Below are 16,537 nucleotides of genomic sequence, written 5' to 3'. Positions count from 1 at the left end.
TCGATACAAAAATCTACGAGACGGGATTGTCGGTCAGGGCCAGTTTGAGGCCGAAGGTGATGAACAGGGCGCCGGCGACGCGGTCCAGCCAGTGCATGCCACGCTGCACCAGACTGGCCCGGCGCGCCATCCAGGCCGCTGCCAGTGCCCAGCCGATGTTGACCGGAATGGCGTTGACATTGAACAAGACACCAAGCGCCAGAAACACCCAGGTGGTTTGTGTCGTGCCGGGCGAAATGAACTGCGGCACAAAGGCCAGAAAGAAGATCGCCACCTTGGGGTTAAGCACATTGGTCCAGAAACCACCGCTGTACACCCGCCACAAATCGACGGACAGCGGGGCACCGGCATTGATGCTGGCACTGGGCAACACGTTCCCCTGAGCACGCGAGAACAGCAGCCGAACACCCACATACAACAGGTAGGCCGCACCCGCCCACTTGAGCAGGTTAAACGCGGTGGCCGAGGCCGCCAGCAAGGCCCCCACCCCCAGCGCTGCGGCAAAGATATGCACAAAACAGCCGGTGGTGATGCCCAGCCCGGCCACGATCCCCGCGCGCGCACCACTGCGCAGCGAATGGGTCACGATGTACAGGACATCGGGGCCGGGCGTCAGGTTCAGCAACCAACCGGCGGCGATGAACAGCAGAAGTTGGTGGGTATCGGGCATGGCGCGCGCTCAGTGGTGTTCAAAATAGGCACGTATCACCGACACCGCGTGGTCGATGCCCGCGGCATCCACATCCAGGTGGGTGACAAAACGCAACCGGTACAGGCCGGTGGCCAGCACCCCGTGCGACTTGAGGTGCGGTATCAGCCCAGCCCCACGCGCCTTGGCGCCATCCACCAAATCCACAAACACGATGTTGGTCTGCGGCGGCTCCACCACCACCCCAGGCAGCCCCTGCAGCCCATCGGCCAGACGGCGTGCCAGTCCATGGTCGTCGGCCAGCCGCGCCACATGGTGGTCCAGCGCGTGACTACCCGCTGCGGCCAGAATGCCAGCCTGACGCATGCCGCCGCCCACCATCTTGCGGATGCGGTGCGCACGGGCGATGAAGTCGGCGCTGCCGCACAGGATGGAGCCGATCGGTGCACCCAGGCCTTTGCTCAGACACACCGACACACTGTCAAAACACTGGGCGATGCGGCATGCCTCTTTGACAATGGCTTCATAAGTGATAGCTGCTTGCCCTTGATCTGTAAGGGACTGAGGCAGATTTGGCACATTGTTTCCGGCCAACTGCGTGGCCTGCGCCACCGCTGCGTTGAACAGGCGTGCACCATCCAGGTGCCGGGACAGCCCGTGGCTTTTGGCCAAGTCGGTCGCGGCTTGCACATAGTCCAAGGGCAGCAACTTGCCGCCAAAGGTGTTCTCCAGCGTGAGCAGCCGGGTCTTGGCAAAGTGGGCGTCGTCGGGCTTGATGGCCGCTTCGATATCGGCCAGCGCCAATGTACCGTCAGCTTGGTGTTCCAACGGCTGGGGCTGGATGCTGCCCAGCACCGCCGCGCCACCACCCTCCCAGCGGTAGGTGTGCGCCATCTGGCCCACGATGTATTCGTCTCCGCGCTGGCAGTGCGCCATCAGGCCACACAGGTTGCTTTGTGTGCCGGTCGGCACAAATAACGCGGCCTCAAAACCCAGCATCGCTGCCAGTTTGTCTTGCAGGCTATTGATGCTGGGATCATCACCAAACACATCGTCACCGACGGGTGCGGCGGCCATGGCGGCACGCATGGCTGCGGTGGGCTGGGTCACAGTGTCACTGCGGAGGTCAACGGTTTTCATCATGTTTACAAGCCTTTTTGGCCTCTAGCCCTTATTCAATAAGGGCTAGAAGCTATGGTTACCGAAGCAGCTCGCGCATCAAGCGCGCTGGCTGTCGGCGGGACGGGGGGCCAGGAAGTTCTTCAGCATCGCGTGGCCGTGTTCGGTCAGGATGCTTTCCGGGTGGAATTGCACGCCTTCGATGTCGAGCGTGCTGTGTTTGACACCCATGATTTCGCCGTCATCGGTCCAGGCGGTGACTGTCAGGCAGGCCGGGCAGTTGTCGCGCTTGATCGCCAGCGAGTGGTAACGGTTCACGGTGAACTGCGCGGGCAAGCCTGCAAACACACCTTGCTGCGTGGTGCTGATCGTTGAAGTTTTGCCGTGCATGAGCTGCTGCGCCCGGATAATGGTGCCGCCAAAGGCCGCGCCAATCGCCTGGTGGCCCAGGCAGACGCCCAGAATCGGCAGCTTGCCAGCAAAGTGCTGGATCGCCGCGACCGAGATGCCGGCCTCAGCTGGTGAACATGGGCCGGGCGAGATCACCAAGCGGTCGAGTTTGCCCGCCGCCAGCAGCGCGTCGATTTCGTTGATCGTGATCTCGTCGTTGCGCGCCACAGTCACCTGCGCCCCCAGCTCGCCCAGGTACTGGACGATGTTGTAGGTGAAGCTGTCGTAGTTGTCGATCATCAGGAGTTGGATAGGTTTGCTCATGATTTACTCCAGACCTTCTTCAACCAGTTCTGCCGCCCGTAACAAGGCGCGCGCCTTGGCTTCGGTTTCTTTCCATTCGAGCTCAGGCACCGAGTCGGCGACCACACCGGCTGCCGCCTGCACATAAAGCATCTGGTCCTTGATGATGCCGGTGCGAATCGCAATCGCCACGTCCATGTCGCCCGCGTAACTCAGGTAACCACAAGCGCCGCCGTAGATGCCGCGTTTGATCGGCTCCAGCTGGTCGATCAACTCCATCGCATGCACCTTGGGCGCGCCGGTCAGGGTGCCTGCCGGGAAGGTGGCCTTGAGCACGTCCATGCTGCTCATGCCGTCGAGCAAGGTGCCCTCCACATTGCTGACGATGTGCATCACATGGCTATAACGCTCGACACAAAACGCGTCGGTGACCTTGACGCTGCCAATCTGGGCGATGCGGCCAATGTCGTTGCGCGCCAGGTCAATCAGCATGACGTGTTCAGCGCGTTCTTTGGGGTCGTTGATGAGTTCCACCTCGGCGGCTTTGTCCAGCTCGGGGGTGGCACCGCGTGGGCGTGTGCCCGCCAGCGGGCGAATGGTGATTTTCTGGGCGGTTTTGCCGCCTACCGTGACCTGCTCCTGGCGCACCAGAATCTCCGGGCTGGCCCCCACCACATGGAAATCCGCGCCGCCGTCGATAGCGCCGCTGAAGTTGTAGTAGTACATATAGGGGCTGGGGTTGAGCGAACGCAGGGCGCGGTACAGGCTCAATGGGCTCTGGGTATAACGCTTTTTGATGCGCTGGCCCACCTGCACCTGCATGAAGTCGCCACCAGCAATCAGCTCCTTGGCGCGCTCCACGGCGGCGATGTAGTCGGCTTTGGCAAAGTCGCGCACGGCGCTCTGGCTGGTACTGGGCAGAATCTCGGGCGCCTGGACGCTGCCACGCAGCAAGATTTTTAATTCCGCTAACCTTTTTGTAGCTTTCTCGTAAGCACCCGCCTGGGCTGGGTCGGCATAGACCATCAAATGCAGGGTGCCCGACAGGTTGTCGATGACGGCCAGCTCCTCACACTGCAGCAGCAAGATGTCGGGGGTGCCGAGCTCGTCGGGCGGGCACGTCGCCTGCAGCTTTTTCTCGATGTAACGCACCGCGTCATAACCGAAATACCCCGCCAAACCGCCACAAAAACGCGGCATGCCGGGCTGTAGCGCCACCTTGAAGCGCTTCTGGTAGTCGGCAATGAAGTCCAGCGGGTTGGCGTTGGACGTTTCCACCACCACACCGTCGGTCACCACCTCGGTGCGGGCGTGTGCACCAAAACCACTGGCGCGCAGCAGGGTGCGTGCGGGCAGACCAATGAAGCTGTAGCGGCCAAACCGCTCACCCCCCACCACCGACTCCAGCAAAAAGCTGCAGGGGCGGTTCTGGGTCAGCTTGAGGTAGAGCGACAGCGGCGTCTCCAGGTCCGCAAAGGCTTGCGCCTGCAATGGGATACGGGTGTAGCCTTGGGCATGGAGCTCATTGAATTCAATGTCTGAGATCATGGGGAAGATTCCTTCAATTCAGGGCCGAATCCTGCGACATTTTGGCGGTGGCTGTCGGGCAAATCATGCACCACAGGACAGCCTGGAGGCCAAAGGCAAAACCGTGAAAGTCAGTGGAGATTCAGCAAGCAGCGGGAACGCTGCGATTCATTCAGCCGGGGAATGTCAGGCCAGAGCCGACAGGCATGCACAGTGACGCCAGGGCCAGGCTCCCCGGTCGCTACAACCTGTGAGGAAGATGCGGTGAATGAACATCGAGCCAGTGTATCAAACTGAAATGTCGTCCTGGCACAACAAAACGGCCTTCTGGGCTACTTATGATGGTACCCCGCATACAACATGAACCCGGAGGACTCTTTGAACAAGTTGACGATATCGACTCGCCTGGCCATTCTGATTGGCGCCATGGCGGTAGTGCTGCTGCTGGTCGGTGGCATTGGTCTCTACGGCATGACACAAACTGACGCTGCGCTCGAAGGTGTGTACAAAAACCGCGCGGTTCCGATGGAGCAGTTGAGCGAAGTCCAATATTTGATGATCAGCAACCGATTGGCGGTTGCCAACTCGTTGATCACACAAACCCCCGAGACAACCACCCAAAACTCGCAGTTGATTGAAGCCAACGTTGAAAAAATGGCCAAACTGTTGCAAGCGGTTCTATCCACCGGCACAACGGCGGAAGAAGCCCAAATTGCCAAAAAGTTTGAACAAGTGAGCAACCAGCTCCTGCAGGAAGGCTTGAGACCTTCCATGGCTGCACTTGCAGCGAGTGATTTTGAGGGTGCGAAGCGCATCGTGATTGAAAAAAACGTGCCGCTGTTCAATGCCGCCCGTGAGCAATCAGCGGCCTTGATCAAACTCCAGGTGAACGAAGCCAAAAAGGAATTCGATCACGCCAGCGCCAGTTTTCACACCATCCGCGCCGTGTCGGTTGCCGCCATGGTTCTGGGCCTGCTGTTTGCAGTTGGCTTTGGCCTGAGCTTGCTGCGAGGCATCACCAAGCCACTGCGCCGCGCGGTGGAGATGACCGAAGCCGTCGCACAAGGGGACTTAACACAAACGGTGGACACCTCTGGCAAAGATGAAATCGCCGCGCTGCTGCGGGGCGTCACCAACATGCAAGGCAGCCTGTCAAAAGTGGTGCAGCGTGTCCGCTTGGGCAGCGATAGTGTCGCCACCGCCAGCTCTGAAATCTCGCAAGGCAACCACGACCTCTCCAGCCGCACCGAATCCCAAGCCAGCGCGCTCGAACAAACCGCCGCGAGCATGGAAGAGTTATCTTCCACCGTCAAACAAAACGCCGACAACGCCCGCCAGGCCAACCAACTGGCCATTAGCGCCTCCACCGTTGCGGTACAAGGTGGCGAGGTGGTGGCCCAAGTGGTGGACACCATGAAAGGTATCAACGAAGCCTCAAGAAAGATCAGCGACATCATCAGTGTGATCGACGGCATTGCCTTCCAAACCAACATCCTGGCGCTCAACGCCGCCGTGGAAGCAGCCCGTGCTGGTGAGCAGGGACGCGGTTTTGCGGTGGTGGCCAGCGAGGTGCGCTCCCTGGCCGGACGCAGTGCCGAAGCCGCCAAAGAAATCAAGACCCTGATCAACAACAGTGTGGAGCGTGTGGAACAAGGCACCGCCCTGGTCGACCAGGCGGGCACCACGATGACCGAAGTGGTCAACTCGATCAAGCGGGTGACTGACATCATGGGCGAGATCAGCGCTGCCAGCCATGAGCAAAGCCTGGGGGTTGGCCAAGTGGGAGAAGCTGTGACGCAGATGGACCAAGTCACCCAACAGAATGCGGCCTTGGTCGAAGAAATGGCGGCAGCCGCCAGCAGCCTGAAATCCCAGGCGCAGGATCTGGTGCAGACGGTGGCGGTGTTCAAGCTCGGGGCGGCTGACAGCAGCCACTTGGGCGGCAGGCCTGCGGCGCCAGTGCGGCCCAGGCCACAGGCTTCGATCCAACGCGCCCCCGTTGAGCCCATTGGCGTGGCAATACGCCATGCTGCCCCCCCCACCAGCACGGTCTCGGCACCTGCCACAGCCGCCAGCAGCACCTCCGACTCGGACTGGGAAACGTTTTGATGCACGGTGCCCGGGACGCCATATTGCTTCTATATAAATAGCGTCAATGCCCTTGTTTAATAAGGGCGCTCTCAAATCCAAGTGCAACACTGGGTAGTCTATTGAATCGAGGCGTCGGTCAGCGACGCTACGTGGAAGCTGTTCTGGCAGCACAGCAGGTTCCAATATGTCTTTGAAGCGGCTCGTTCCATCCACCGCTGTTGCGCAGAAATATGGCCGCACCCGGCATTCCGCTCCTTGGCCGCGTTTGGCCTTTTCGGTGAGACTCGCGCGGGTGGTCACACGGCAGAACTCGGACCAAGTCCAGCCAGGCACTTGATTGGCACGGGTGATGCTTGGGCAATTCCACCCAGATAACGCTGCGTTATCTGGGTATTGCAGATGAAACCAAGCACTTATGACAACAAGCCTTGATGCATTGCAACAAAACAGCCATGTGGGCTTGGGACAATCGGCGCCATTGACGGCTTACTCAGTTGGAGAGGTTTAGCACATGTTTTCTTTTTTTCGTACCCTGCGCGGCAAAGTGGTGGGTGTCACTGGCGCCCTGGTGCTTTTGGGGCTGCTGGTCCTGACGGCAAGCAATCTGTGGATGGCCCGGCAAAACGCCCTGACTTCCTTGGCGGACCAGACCCGGGCCCTGGCCCATGCCCATGCGGCGGGGGTAGCGGACTGGATAACAAGCAAGCACCAGGTGGTCAAATCTGTCGCTGGCCGGGTGGCCGAGGCCGACCCCGTTCCCTTCTTGCAAGACGCCAAAATTGCCGGTGACGTGGACACGGTGTACATCGGCTACCCCGACAAACGTTATGTTTTTTCTGATTCACGGGTCCAGTCCCCTGAATACGACCCAACCGCCCGGCCCTGGTATAAAAAAGCATCCGCCGCCACCGGCCCGGTGGTGACCGATCCCTACATTGGCGCCACCAGCAAAAAACTGCTGATCACCTTTGCATCAGCCATCCAGTCTGGCGGCCAGTTGCAGGCTGTGACGGCAGCAGATGTGCTGATGGACGCGGTGGTTCACAACATCGCCTCGATTCGCCCGACACCGGGCACCTACGGCATGGTGGTGTCCAAAGACGGGCGCATTGTGGTGCATGAGGACCGCGCTTTGCTGCTCAAACCGCTGGCTGATTTGGCGCCAGCGCTGACCAGCCGGAACGTGGAATCACTCATCCAGAATGAGGGCTTGCAAGAACTGGAGATCAACCACGAGATGCGGCTGATCCAGGCACAAGCCATTCCGGGCACCGACTGGGTTCTGATGGTGGCCTTGAAGCCCAGCGAAGCGCTGGCGGGTGTCAACACCATGATGTGGTCGTCCATCGTCAGCAGCCTGGTGCTGGCCGTGGTTACCGTGCTGATCATTGCGGCCCTGCTGAGCAGCCTGCTCAAACGCCTGCCTATCCTGCGTGATGCAATGGACGACGTGGGTGCAGGCCATGGGGACTTGACACACCGCGTGCCCGTCAGCGGCAACGACGAACTCGCGGCCATCGGCGCAGGCTTCAACCAGTTCGCTGAAAAGGTGCAAACGGTGCTCATCAGTGTGCGCCAACATGCCGAAGGCGTGGCCACCGCCAGCTCGGAGATCGCGCAAGGCAACCAGGATCTCTCCAGCCGCACCGAGTCCCAAGCCAGCGCGCTGGAAGAAACCGCTGCCAGCATGGAGCAACTCAGCTCCACCGTCAAACAAAACGCCGACAACGCGCGCCAAGCCAACCAACTGGCCTTGAGCGCCTCCACGGTGGCCGTGCAAGGTGGTGAAGTCGTGGCCCAGGTGGTGGACACCATGAAAGGCATCAACGAAGCATCACGCAAGATCAGCGACATCATCAGCGTGATCGACGGCATCGCCTTCCAGACCAACATCCTGGCTTTGAACGCTGCGGTGGAAGCAGCCCGTGCCGGTGAACAAGGCCGGGGTTTTGCGGTGGTGGCCAGTGAGGTGCGCAGCCTGGCAGGCCGTTCAGCCGAAGCCGCCAAGGAAATCAAACTGCTGATCAACAACAGTGTGGAGCGTGTGGAGCAAGGCACAGCCTTGGTCGACAAGGCTGGCAGCACGATGACCGAAGTGGTCAACTCGATCAAACGGGTGACCGACATCATGGGCGAGATCAGTGCCGCCAGCAACGAACAAAGCCTGGGAGTGAGTCAGGTCGGTGAGGCGGTGACACAGATGGATCGGGCCACCCAGCAAAACGCTGCTTTGGTCGAAGAGATGGCAGCAGCGGCGAGCAGCCTCAAAAGCCAAGCACAGGATCTGGTGCAAACGGTGGCAGTGTTCAAGCTGGGGGCGGGTGATGGGGGTATCCACACCTCGCCGATGCTCGCGCAGAAAGCGCCCAGCGGTCAGCCCAAGCGACTGGATCGACCCAACTCAGGTGCACCCAAGAAGTTGGCACCGCGTGCTGCGGCACCGGCCAGATTGACGGCGCCCCCAACACCTACCGTGGCCGCCCCTGCCAAACCGGCACCTTCTGCTACCAGCGGCACATCCGACTCGGACTGGGAAACGTTCTAGCGTTATTTTGAACAACTGCCAACGCCGATGTGGCGAGGCCTGACGCCGAAGACCTTGGGTGGGTTGAGGCTGTGCCCCGCGCCCGACGGGACCAGCCTGCCCAGGCGCAGCGCCCTGTGAAAATTGGTCGCTGGATGATCTTTGGCCGCACCAGGCACACGCTGCGGCAGTGGCGCCAAAACGAGCCGCACTTATGATGAAATCTGCAAAAACCCAACTGCGGAGAACACCATGAACAGATTGACGATATCGACTCGCCTGTCCATCCTGATTGCCGCAATGGGACTCTTGCTGCTGCTCGTCGGCGGTATTGGTCTGTATGGCATCACACAGACCAATGCCTCGCTCGAAAGCGTTTACAAGGACCGCACGGTGCCGATGCAGCAGTTGGGCGATGTGCAATACCTGATCGTCAGCAACCGCTTGGCAGTGGCCAACGCGCTGATCGTCCAGACGCCCGAGGCCACCAACAGCAACGCGCAACTGGTCGATGCCAATACCGAAAAAATCGCCAAGCTGTGGCAGGCCTATATGGCCACCTACCTGACGGCCGAAGAGTCACAGATCGCCAAAAAGTTTGAGGAGGCCAACGGTCTACTTCTGAAGGATGGTTTGCACGCGTCCCTGGCCGCAGCGCGCGCCGCCGACTATGAGGGTGCTCGACGTATTGGGATCGAGAAAACCGTGCCCTTGTTCAATGCCGCGATTGAGCAGTCGGGGGCGTTGATCAGGCTCCAGGTGGACGAAGCCAAGAAGGCTTTCGATCAAGCCAGTGCCAGTTTTCAGACGATCCGAGCTCTGTCGATAGCAGCCATAGTGCTGGGCTTGCTGTTTGCCGTCGGCTTTGGTCTGAGTTTGTTGCGCGGCATCACCGTACCGCTGCGTCGCGCGGTGGTGATGACCGAAGCTGTTGCACAAGGGGATTTGACACAAACCGTCGACACCTCTGGCAAAGATGAACTCTCGGCTTTGTTGCGGGCTGTCACGAACATGCAAAGCAGCTTGTCCACAGTGGTCCAGCGCGTGCGCCAGGGCTCAGATAGTGTCGCCACCGCCAGTGCCGAGATCGCCCAGGGCAACCAGGACCTCTCCAGCCGCACCGAGTCCCAAGCCAGTGCCCTGGAGGAAACCGCAGCCTCCATGGAAGAACTCTCCTCCACCGTCAGACAAAACGCCGACAACGCGCGCCAGGCCAACCAGCTGGCCCAAAGCGCCAGCTCTGTGGCCATCAAAGGCGGAGAAGTCGTCGCCCAGGTGGTCGATACCATGAAAGGCATCAACGAAGCCTCCCGCAAGATCAGCGACATCATCAGTGTGATCGATGGCATCGCCTTCCAGACCAACATCCTGGCTTTGAACGCTGCGGTCGAAGCAGCCCGTGCTGGCGAACAAGGGCGTGGCTTTGCAGTGGTGGCCAGTGAGGTGCGCTCCTTGGCCAGCCGCAGTGCCGAAGCCGCTAAGGAAATCAAGACCCTGATCAACAACAGTGTCGAGCGGGTCGAACAAGGCACGACCCTGGTCGATCAGGCCGGAGCCACCATGACCGAGGTGGTGGCCTCCATTCGCCGGGTCAACGACATCATGGGCGAGATCAGCGCCGCCAGCACCGAACAAAGCCAGGGTGTGAGCCAGGTGGGAGATGCGGTGACACAAATGGACCAGGCCACCCAGCAGAACGCGGCCCTGGTGGAGGAAATGGCGGCGGCGGCCAGCAGCCTCAAGAGCCAGGCGCAGGATCTGGTGCAAACCGTTGCCGTGTTCAAACTGAGGGACGGGGAAGGCCGTCTGAGCGGCCTCTCCACCGCCCCGGCGCGGGCGAAAGCAGCGCCCAGCGGTGAGCCCAAGAAGTTGGCAACGCACACTGCGGCACCGGCCAGATTGACTGCGGCCCCATCCTCTGCTGTGCCATCCCCGGCAAAACCGGCGCCCTCCTCCGCCAGCGGCACATCGGACTCGGACTGGGAAAGCTTTTAAACGAGCCCTCAGCAAGCGCGGGAGCTGCAAACTTGCAGGCCGAAGAGGCTGGCGTGCTCCGAGCATGAGACCTAGAATTTAGGCCTTGTTGCAGGAGAGGCTTATGAAGTTCAGTTCCCGCATCGTGGCATTTGGGCTGACGCCCGCCTTTATTTTCATTGTCGCGCTGATCAGCAGCATTGCCGCACTGATGAATGCCCAGCGTGAATTTGACCGCTACATCCGCACCGAACAGGCAGTGGAGCAATCCCTGGCAGAGATGTATGCCCAGGGTCTGCAAATGGGGCAAGCCATGCGCAATATCCTTCTGGACCCGCAGAACCCCAAGGCTTTTGACAATCTGAAAGCGGCAGAGAAAGACTACGACAGCGCCTTTGCCCGCGCTCAGCAAAGTGCCAAGGCCAGCGAGCTGGAAGCGGCACTGGCCAAACTGCCCGCACTGCGAGCCACCCAAAAACAAGCGCAGGACAAAGTGCTGGCACTGGTGGCGGCACAAGCCGATGCCAAGGACGTCGTCAACAAGGAAGAAACCCCCGCCTGGCGCGCACTCAAGGCCGAGTTGCTCCAGCAGGGCAAGGCGGCAACCCAGACCTCGCAGGACACCTATGGCCGCGTCAGCGCCACCGTCAGCCGCGCTGTGTTGGTCTCCATCGGACTGGCCGTACTGGCCACATTGGTGAGTTTGGTGCTCAGCCTGCGCATGGTGAGCACCTTGCGCCAGGAGCTCGGTGGCGACCCAGCGGCAGCACGCGGCGCCTTGCAGTCGATTGCCAAAGGTGATCTGTCCACCCCCATTCACAACCAGGGCGGCCAAGACAGCCTGATGGGGGTGATGATCCAGATGGACGCGTCATTAAAAAAACTGGTCAGTGAGGTGCGTGATTCGGCGTCCAGCATTGCCACCGCCAGCTCCGAAATTGCCCAGGGAGATGCCGACCTGTCGGCCCGCACCGAAAGCCAGGCGACCGCGCTGGCGCAAACCTCGACCAGCATGGATCAACTCAGTGACACCGTGAAACAAAACGCCCAGCATGCCAGCCAAGCCAACCAGCTCGCACGCAACGCCAGTTCGGTGGCGCAGCAAGGTGGGGAGGTGGTGTCCCGGGTGGTGGACACCATGCGCGGCATCAACGAAGCCTCACGCAAGATCAGCGACATCATCAGCGTGATCGATGGCATCGCCTTTCAGACCAACATCCTCGCTTTGAACGCCGCGGTGGAAGCCGCTCGGGCCGGTGAACAAGGGCGCGGTTTTGCGGTGGTGGCCAGCGAGGTGCGCAGCCTGGCGGGTCGCAGCGCCGAAGCCGCCAAAGAAATCAAGACCCTGATCAATGCCAGTGTCGAACGGGTGGAGCTGGGTACCACGCTGGTGGACCAGGCGGGCAGCACCATGGCCGAGGTGGTCAACGCCATCCAGCGTGTGACCGCGATCATGGGCGAGATCAGCGCAGCCAGTGATGAACAAAGCCTGGGCGTGTCCCAGGTGGGTGAAGCTGTGGCGCAGATGGACCAGGTCACCCAGCAAAATGCGGCCATGGTGGAGGAAATTGCCGCCGCCGCTGGCAGCCTGAAGAATCAGGCGCAGGATCTGGTCAGAACAGTGTCGGTCTTCCGCTTGGGAGACAGTGCCCCAGCCACGGCGCGCCTCACCTTGTCCACCGCTGCCAGCTGACCTCTGGGCCGAGCGAGCACACCGATTGCATCCTTATTGATAGTAACCATCCCTTATAGATAAAGGGCTGGCGTGCATTTTGATGCCCAACCCGGGTCAACCCACCTCCAGGGCCTCGATCACCGCCAGCACCGCCTCGCCATAGGCTTCCAGCTTGCGCACACCCAGGCCACTGATGCCTTGCAACTGTTCCAGCGACTGTGGCGCACTCTGGGCAATCGCCACCAGCGTGGCATCGTGAAAAATCACATAAGCGGGCAGGTTGTGTTCTTTGGCGACTTCGGCGCGCCAGGTTTTGAGTGCGGCATAACGCTGTTGCTGAGCAGCGTCCAGCACCGCGGGTGTTTTGGCGGTGCTGCTGGGGCTGGCGCTGCGGCGCGACTTGCGCTCAGGCTTCGCCAGCGCCTGGCGCAGGCGGATCGGCACCTCACCCTTGAGCACCGCGCGTGAGGTTTCGGTGAGCGCCAAGGTGTTGAAGGCCTGCGCGTCCACCGCCACCGCACCGATCGCCAACAGCTGGCGCAAGACGCCGCGCCACTGCGTCTCGGACAAGTCGAGGCCGATGCCAAAGGTGCTCAAGCCTTCATGCCCACGCTGGACCACCTTCTCAGTGGCTTTGCCACGCAGGATGTCGATGATGTGCCCGGCGCCAAACCCAAAACCACTCATCTGCTGCACCCGGTAGATGGTGGACAGCAGTTTGCGTGCCGCGTCCGTGGCATCCCACACCTCGGGCGCCTGCAGGCAGTTGTCGCAGTTGCCACACCCAGCCCCCACGCTTGCCACTTCGTGTGCTGCGCTGCCCCCCGAGGGAGCCGTGCCTAGCTTGGGGCGGCCCGGCGCGTCGGCGTGTTTGGCATAAGTCTCCCCAAAGTACGCCAGAAGCCGCACCCGACGGCAGTCGGTGGCTTCGGCCAGGCCCAAGAGTGCATCCAGCTTGCCGCGCAGGCCTTGTTTGAATTCTTCCTCGGCCGGGCTCTCGTCGATCATGCGGCGCTGGTTCACCACGTCCTGCAAGCCGTAACACATCCAGGCATCTGCCGCCTCACCGTCGCGCCCGGCGCGGCCGGTTTCCTGGTAGTAGCCTTCGATGTTTTTGGGCATGTCCAGGTGCGCCACAAAACGCACATCGGGTTTGTCGATGCCCATGCCAAAGGCGATGGTCGCCACCATCACAATGCCCTCAGACCGCAAAAACCGGTCTTGATTCGCCTGGCGCACCTTGGCATCCAGCCCGGCGTGGTAGGGCAAGGCGGCGATGCCGTTGTCACACAACAGCTCGGCGGTGTCCTCGACCTTCTTGCGCGACTGGCAATACACCACACCGGCGTCACCCATGTGTTCGTCGCGAATGAAGCGCAGCAGCTGCTGGCTGGCCTCACGCTTCTCCACAATGGTGTAGCGGATGTTGGGGCGGTCAAAACTGCTGATGAACAGGCGGGCTTCCTGCAATTGCAGCCGTTCGATGATGTCGGCACGGGTCAACGCGTCGGCGGTGGCGGTCAAGGCAATGCGCGGCACGCTGGCGTAGCGCTCGTGCAGCACGGTGAGCGCCCGGTATTCGGGCCGGAAGTCGTGGCCCCACTGGCTCACACAATGCGCCTCGTCGATCGCAAACAGACTCAAGTGCCCGCGCTCTTGTAAGGCGTCGAGCTGCGCCAGGAAACGCGGCGTGGTGACCCGCTCGGGAGCCGCGTACAGCAAGGTGATGTCGCCCTGCATCAAACGGCGCTCGACCTGGCTGGCCTGCTCAAACGTGAGGGTGGAGTTCAAAAACTCAGCCTTGACACCGGCCTCGTGCAAGGCGCCGACCTGGTCGTGCATGAGCGCAATCAGCGGCGAGATCACCACCGTGATGCCCTGCCCGGCCTGCTGGCGCGCAATCGCCGGGATCTGGTAACACAGGCTTTTGCCGCCGCCCGTGGGCATCAGCACCAGCGCGTCGCCGCCGCGCGTGACGTGTTCAATGATCTCGTGTTGGGGCCCACGGAACGCCTGGTAACCAAAGACGTCTTGGAGAATGGAGGTGATGGACAAGGTGGTATGCTTATATTTTGATAGCTACTCACCCTTATAAAACAAGGGCTAGAGACCAAAAAAGCTTATCACTTTGATCCCGGCAGCCGGTGCAGCGCAGGCGAGCGGCACTATTGTCCCATCTGCCGCGCTCGGCAGCGCCATACGCAACCCTGGGCATCCCGTTTACCGCTGATCACGCCGCCGATGTTGGCTGCGTACAGCCGATCAGTCACCCTTTCGCTCGGTGGGTCAACATGTTTTCAAATGAGAACTGTTGTCATTTAGAATCGAAACATGACCCACGCCACCCCACCCGATCTGATCCCGAGCAGCGCCACCTTTAACCTGAAACCACTGCTGGTCGCCAACATGGCCAGCACCATGGCGATGATGGCGTTTGTGGCCATCATCGGCCCCATCGCGCGGCAATTGCACTTGCCTGCATGGCAGGCCGGTGCCGCCATCACGGTTGGCGGTGTGTTGTGGATGCTGCTCTCACGCCCTTGGGGTGTTGCCAGTGATCGGCGGGGGCGGCGGGCAGTGTTGCTGACTGGTGTGGGTGGTTTCGCACTGTCCTACTGGGCGATGTGTGCGGTGTTGGTGCTGTCCTTGCAAACCATGCCCGCGGCGACGTGGGTGTTTGTCGGATTGCTGGTCACGCGGGGGGCCATCGGTGCGTTTTACGCGGCCATTCCGGCCACCGGCCAGGCGCTGGTGGCGGACTTCATTGCGGCAGATCGGCGCGCCGGCGCCATGGCGTCCTTGGGGGCGGCCAATGCGGTGGGGGTGGTGATCGGGCCAGCCATGGCAGCGATGCTGGCGCAACATAGCCTGAGCCTGCCGCTGTATGTCACGGCGATCCTTCCTGTGATCGCCTGGCTGGTGCTCTGGAAGGCCCTGCCCCGGCAGGAACACCCTGTGCAGTCCCAACCATCCAGCTTGCATTTGCACGATGTACGTCTGCGCCGCCCCATGGCCGTGGCCTTCATCGCCATGTTTTGTGTGGCCATTGCGCAGATCACCGTGGGTTTTTTCGCCATCGACCGGCTGCAGTTGGCGCCCGAACTGGCTGCACGTGCGGCGGGTTTCGCACTGACGGCGGTTGGTATTGGGCTGATTGCCTCGCAACTGCTGGTGCGCAAACTCAGCTGGCCGCCGATGCGACTGATCCGCACCGGTGCGGTGGTGGCAGCGGCAGGGTTTGGTGCCACCGCCACAGTGGACACGACGGGCCTGCTGGCGGCTTGTTATTTCGTCGCGGCGGCGGGCATGGGCTGGATCTTCCCGGCATTTGCCGCGTTGGCGGCCAATGCAGTGGGCAGCCATGAGCAAGGCGCAGCGGCTGGCTCCGTCGGTGCGGCCCAAGGGCTGGGCATTGTGCTGGGGCCGCTGGTCGGCACTTTGTTGTATGGCTTCGGCCCTGGGGTTCCCTACCTCCTGGTGGCCTTGATGTTGATGGGTGTGGCACTGTGGCCGAGTCCCGCCAGCCACAAACCTGTGGTAGCTGTTTGAGAAACACCATGCCATCGACCCAACACCTTGTTTACCCATGAATTTGTCACCGCGCGACATGGACCATGTGATTGGCGAACACCATGCGCTGTTGCGCCACTGCGGCCAGATTCAGGCACGCTGCAGCGATCTGGTGCAGACACAGGCCACCACGATCCAGCAGCTGCAGGCCCAAGTGATGCGTCTGCGCGCGGCAGTCATCGTGCGCGACACCGCGCTGGCATGGGCACGCGAGGATCGCGCCGAACTGGAGGCCAGCATTCCCGGTCTGCCCAAACGGGTCGTTCTGGCCCGGCGGGTAGAGACACTGCTCGCACGGCTTCAGGATGTGATGCGTGAGCGGTTTCACTGGCAGCAAGCAGGTCCGGCGCAACGCTTGGCGGCCAGCGCCCTTGGCCGCCCCGAAGATGTCGCACCCGTCGACGACTTGGCCAGCCTCGAGAGCAGCCTGGTTGCCGCTGATCTGGTGATCTGCCAGACCGGCTGCCTCAGCCACGGCGCGTACTGGCGCGTGCAGGACCATTGCCAACGCACCGGCAAAACCTGCGTGCTGGTCGCACAGCCCGATGCTGTGCGCATCGTCCACATCCACCACCCGCAGACGCACGAAGCGGCAGCCGACACAGCGTCTTCGCAGGACATGGGCCCGTCATGACGCAGGCTGCCACACACCAGGGACCGTCCATGGGAGGCAACGGCACGCCTGGCTGCTGAAGAAATTGATAGCTATGTGCCC

11 protein-coding genes are annotated in these 16,537 nt (G+C 61.4%); 6 read left to right on the top strand and 5 right to left on the bottom strand.

Translation table 11 applies throughout. The features are described from left to right. Nucleotides 1–13 precede the first annotated feature (13 nt). The 4 genes from RF819_RS13490 to RF819_RS13475 all read right to left on the bottom strand — a co-directional run bounded on the left by RF819_RS13490 (nucleotide 14) and on the right by RF819_RS13475 (nucleotide 4,009). Nucleotides 14–670 carry a LysE family translocator gene (locus RF819_RS13490; protein WP_078365470.1) on the bottom strand — a complete coding sequence of 219 codons (657 nt, stop codon included), beginning with the start codon at nucleotides 668–670 and terminating at the stop codon, nucleotides 14–16. A gap of 9 nt (nucleotides 671–679) precedes the next feature. Further along, nucleotides 680–1,789, bottom strand: coding sequence for a GntG family PLP-dependent aldolase (locus tag RF819_RS13485; protein ID WP_078366945.1), 1,110 nt, complete (start codon nucleotides 1,787–1,789; stop codon nucleotides 680–682). A 78-nt stretch (nucleotides 1,790–1,867) separates the two neighbouring features. After that, on the bottom strand, nucleotides 1,868–2,482 hold the full coding sequence (locus RF819_RS13480) for an anthranilate synthase component II (protein ID WP_242473288.1): 615 nt from the start codon (nucleotides 2,480–2,482) through the stop codon (nucleotides 1,868–1,870). A gap of 3 nt (nucleotides 2,483–2,485) precedes the next feature. Continuing rightward, the gene (locus RF819_RS13475; protein ID WP_078365469.1) at nucleotides 2,486–4,009 is read right to left on the bottom strand and encodes an anthranilate synthase component I family protein; all 1,524 of its coding nucleotides are present in this window, start codon (nucleotides 4,007–4,009) and stop codon (nucleotides 2,486–2,488) included. Nucleotides 4,010–4,366: 357 nt separating this feature from the next. On the opposite strand from RF819_RS13475, the gene RF819_RS13470 reads away from it, so the two are divergent. The 4 genes from RF819_RS13470 (at nucleotide 4,367) to RF819_RS21920 (ending at nucleotide 12,270) form a co-directional block, all read left to right on the top strand. Beyond that, nucleotides 4,367–6,097, top strand: coding sequence for a methyl-accepting chemotaxis protein (locus tag RF819_RS13470; RefSeq protein ID WP_078366943.1), 1,731 nt, complete (start codon nucleotides 4,367–4,369; stop codon nucleotides 6,095–6,097). 493 nt (nucleotides 6,098–6,590) lie between these two features. Beyond that, nucleotides 6,591–8,624: a methyl-accepting chemotaxis protein gene (locus RF819_RS21925; RefSeq protein ID WP_078365468.1), complete on the top strand. Its 2,034-nt coding sequence runs from the start codon at nucleotides 6,591–6,593 to the stop codon at nucleotides 8,622–8,624. 231 nt (nucleotides 8,625–8,855) lie between these two features. Then, nucleotides 8,856–10,598 carry a methyl-accepting chemotaxis protein gene (locus RF819_RS13460; protein ID WP_078366942.1) on the top strand — a complete coding sequence of 581 codons (1,743 nt, stop codon included), beginning with the start codon at nucleotides 8,856–8,858 and terminating at the stop codon, nucleotides 10,596–10,598. Nucleotides 10,599–10,701: 103 nt separating this feature from the next. Beyond that, on the top strand, nucleotides 10,702–12,270 hold the full coding sequence (locus RF819_RS21920) for a methyl-accepting chemotaxis protein (protein ID WP_078365467.1): 1,569 nt from the start codon (nucleotides 10,702–10,704) through the stop codon (nucleotides 12,268–12,270). A gap of 96 nt (nucleotides 12,271–12,366) precedes the next feature. Here RF819_RS21920 and RF819_RS13450 read toward each other — a convergent pair whose 3' ends face one another. Next, nucleotides 12,367–14,307: a RecQ family ATP-dependent DNA helicase gene (locus RF819_RS13450; protein WP_078365466.1), complete on the bottom strand. Its 1,941-nt coding sequence runs from the start codon at nucleotides 14,305–14,307 to the stop codon at nucleotides 12,367–12,369. A 276-nt stretch (nucleotides 14,308–14,583) separates the two neighbouring features. On the opposite strand from RF819_RS13450, the gene RF819_RS13445 reads away from it, so the two are divergent. Both RF819_RS13445 and RF819_RS13440 read left to right on the top strand, forming a co-directional pair. After that, nucleotides 14,584–15,801: an MFS transporter gene (locus tag RF819_RS13445; protein WP_078365465.1), complete on the top strand. Its 1,218-nt coding sequence runs from the start codon at nucleotides 14,584–14,586 to the stop codon at nucleotides 15,799–15,801. 37 nt (nucleotides 15,802–15,838) lie between these two features. Continuing rightward, nucleotides 15,839–16,456, top strand: a complete 618-nt coding sequence (locus RF819_RS13440) for a DUF2325 domain-containing protein (RefSeq protein ID WP_078365464.1) — start codon at nucleotides 15,839–15,841, stop codon at nucleotides 16,454–16,456. Nucleotides 16,457–16,537 lie beyond the last annotated feature (81 nt).

It is taken from the genome of Rhodoferax fermentans (assembly GCF_002017865.1).
GTDB lineage: Bacteria > Pseudomonadota > Gammaproteobacteria > Burkholderiales > Burkholderiaceae_C > Rhodoferax > Rhodoferax fermentans.
The sequence above is the reverse complement of the archived record's forward strand: the minus strand, read 5'-3'. Positions and strand labels throughout refer to the sequence as shown.

What these genes read in the sequence shown, in the direction of transcription:
- RF819_RS13480 (WP_242473288.1), bottom strand. Translation starts at nt 2,482, where the DNA reads ATGAGCAAACCTATCCAACTCCTGATGATCGACAACTACGACAGCTTC.
- RF819_RS21920 (WP_078365467.1), top strand. Translation starts at nt 10,702, where the DNA reads ATGAAGTTCAGTTCCCGCATCGTGGCATTTGGGCTGACGCCCGCCTTT.
- RF819_RS13475 (WP_078365469.1), bottom strand. Translation starts at nt 4,009, where the DNA reads ATGATCTCAGACATTGAATTCAATGAGCTCCATGCCCAAGGCTACACC.
- RF819_RS21925 (WP_078365468.1), top strand. Translation starts at nt 6,591, where the DNA reads ATGTTTTCTTTTTTTCGTACCCTGCGCGGCAAAGTGGTGGGTGTCACT.
- RF819_RS13445 (WP_078365465.1), top strand. Translation starts at nt 14,584, where the DNA reads ATGACCCACGCCACCCCACCCGATCTGATCCCGAGCAGCGCCACCTTT.
- RF819_RS13460 (WP_078366942.1), top strand. Translation starts at nt 8,856, where the DNA reads ATGAACAGATTGACGATATCGACTCGCCTGTCCATCCTGATTGCCGCA.
- RF819_RS13440 (WP_078365464.1), top strand. Translation starts at nt 15,839, where the DNA reads ATGAATTTGTCACCGCGCGACATGGACCATGTGATTGGCGAACACCAT.
- RF819_RS13490 (WP_078365470.1), bottom strand. Translation starts at nt 670, where the DNA reads ATGCCCGATACCCACCAACTTCTGCTGTTCATCGCCGCCGGTTGGTTG.
- RF819_RS13485 (WP_078366945.1), bottom strand. Translation starts at nt 1,789, where the DNA reads ATGAAAACCGTTGACCTCCGCAGTGACACTGTGACCCAGCCCACCGCA.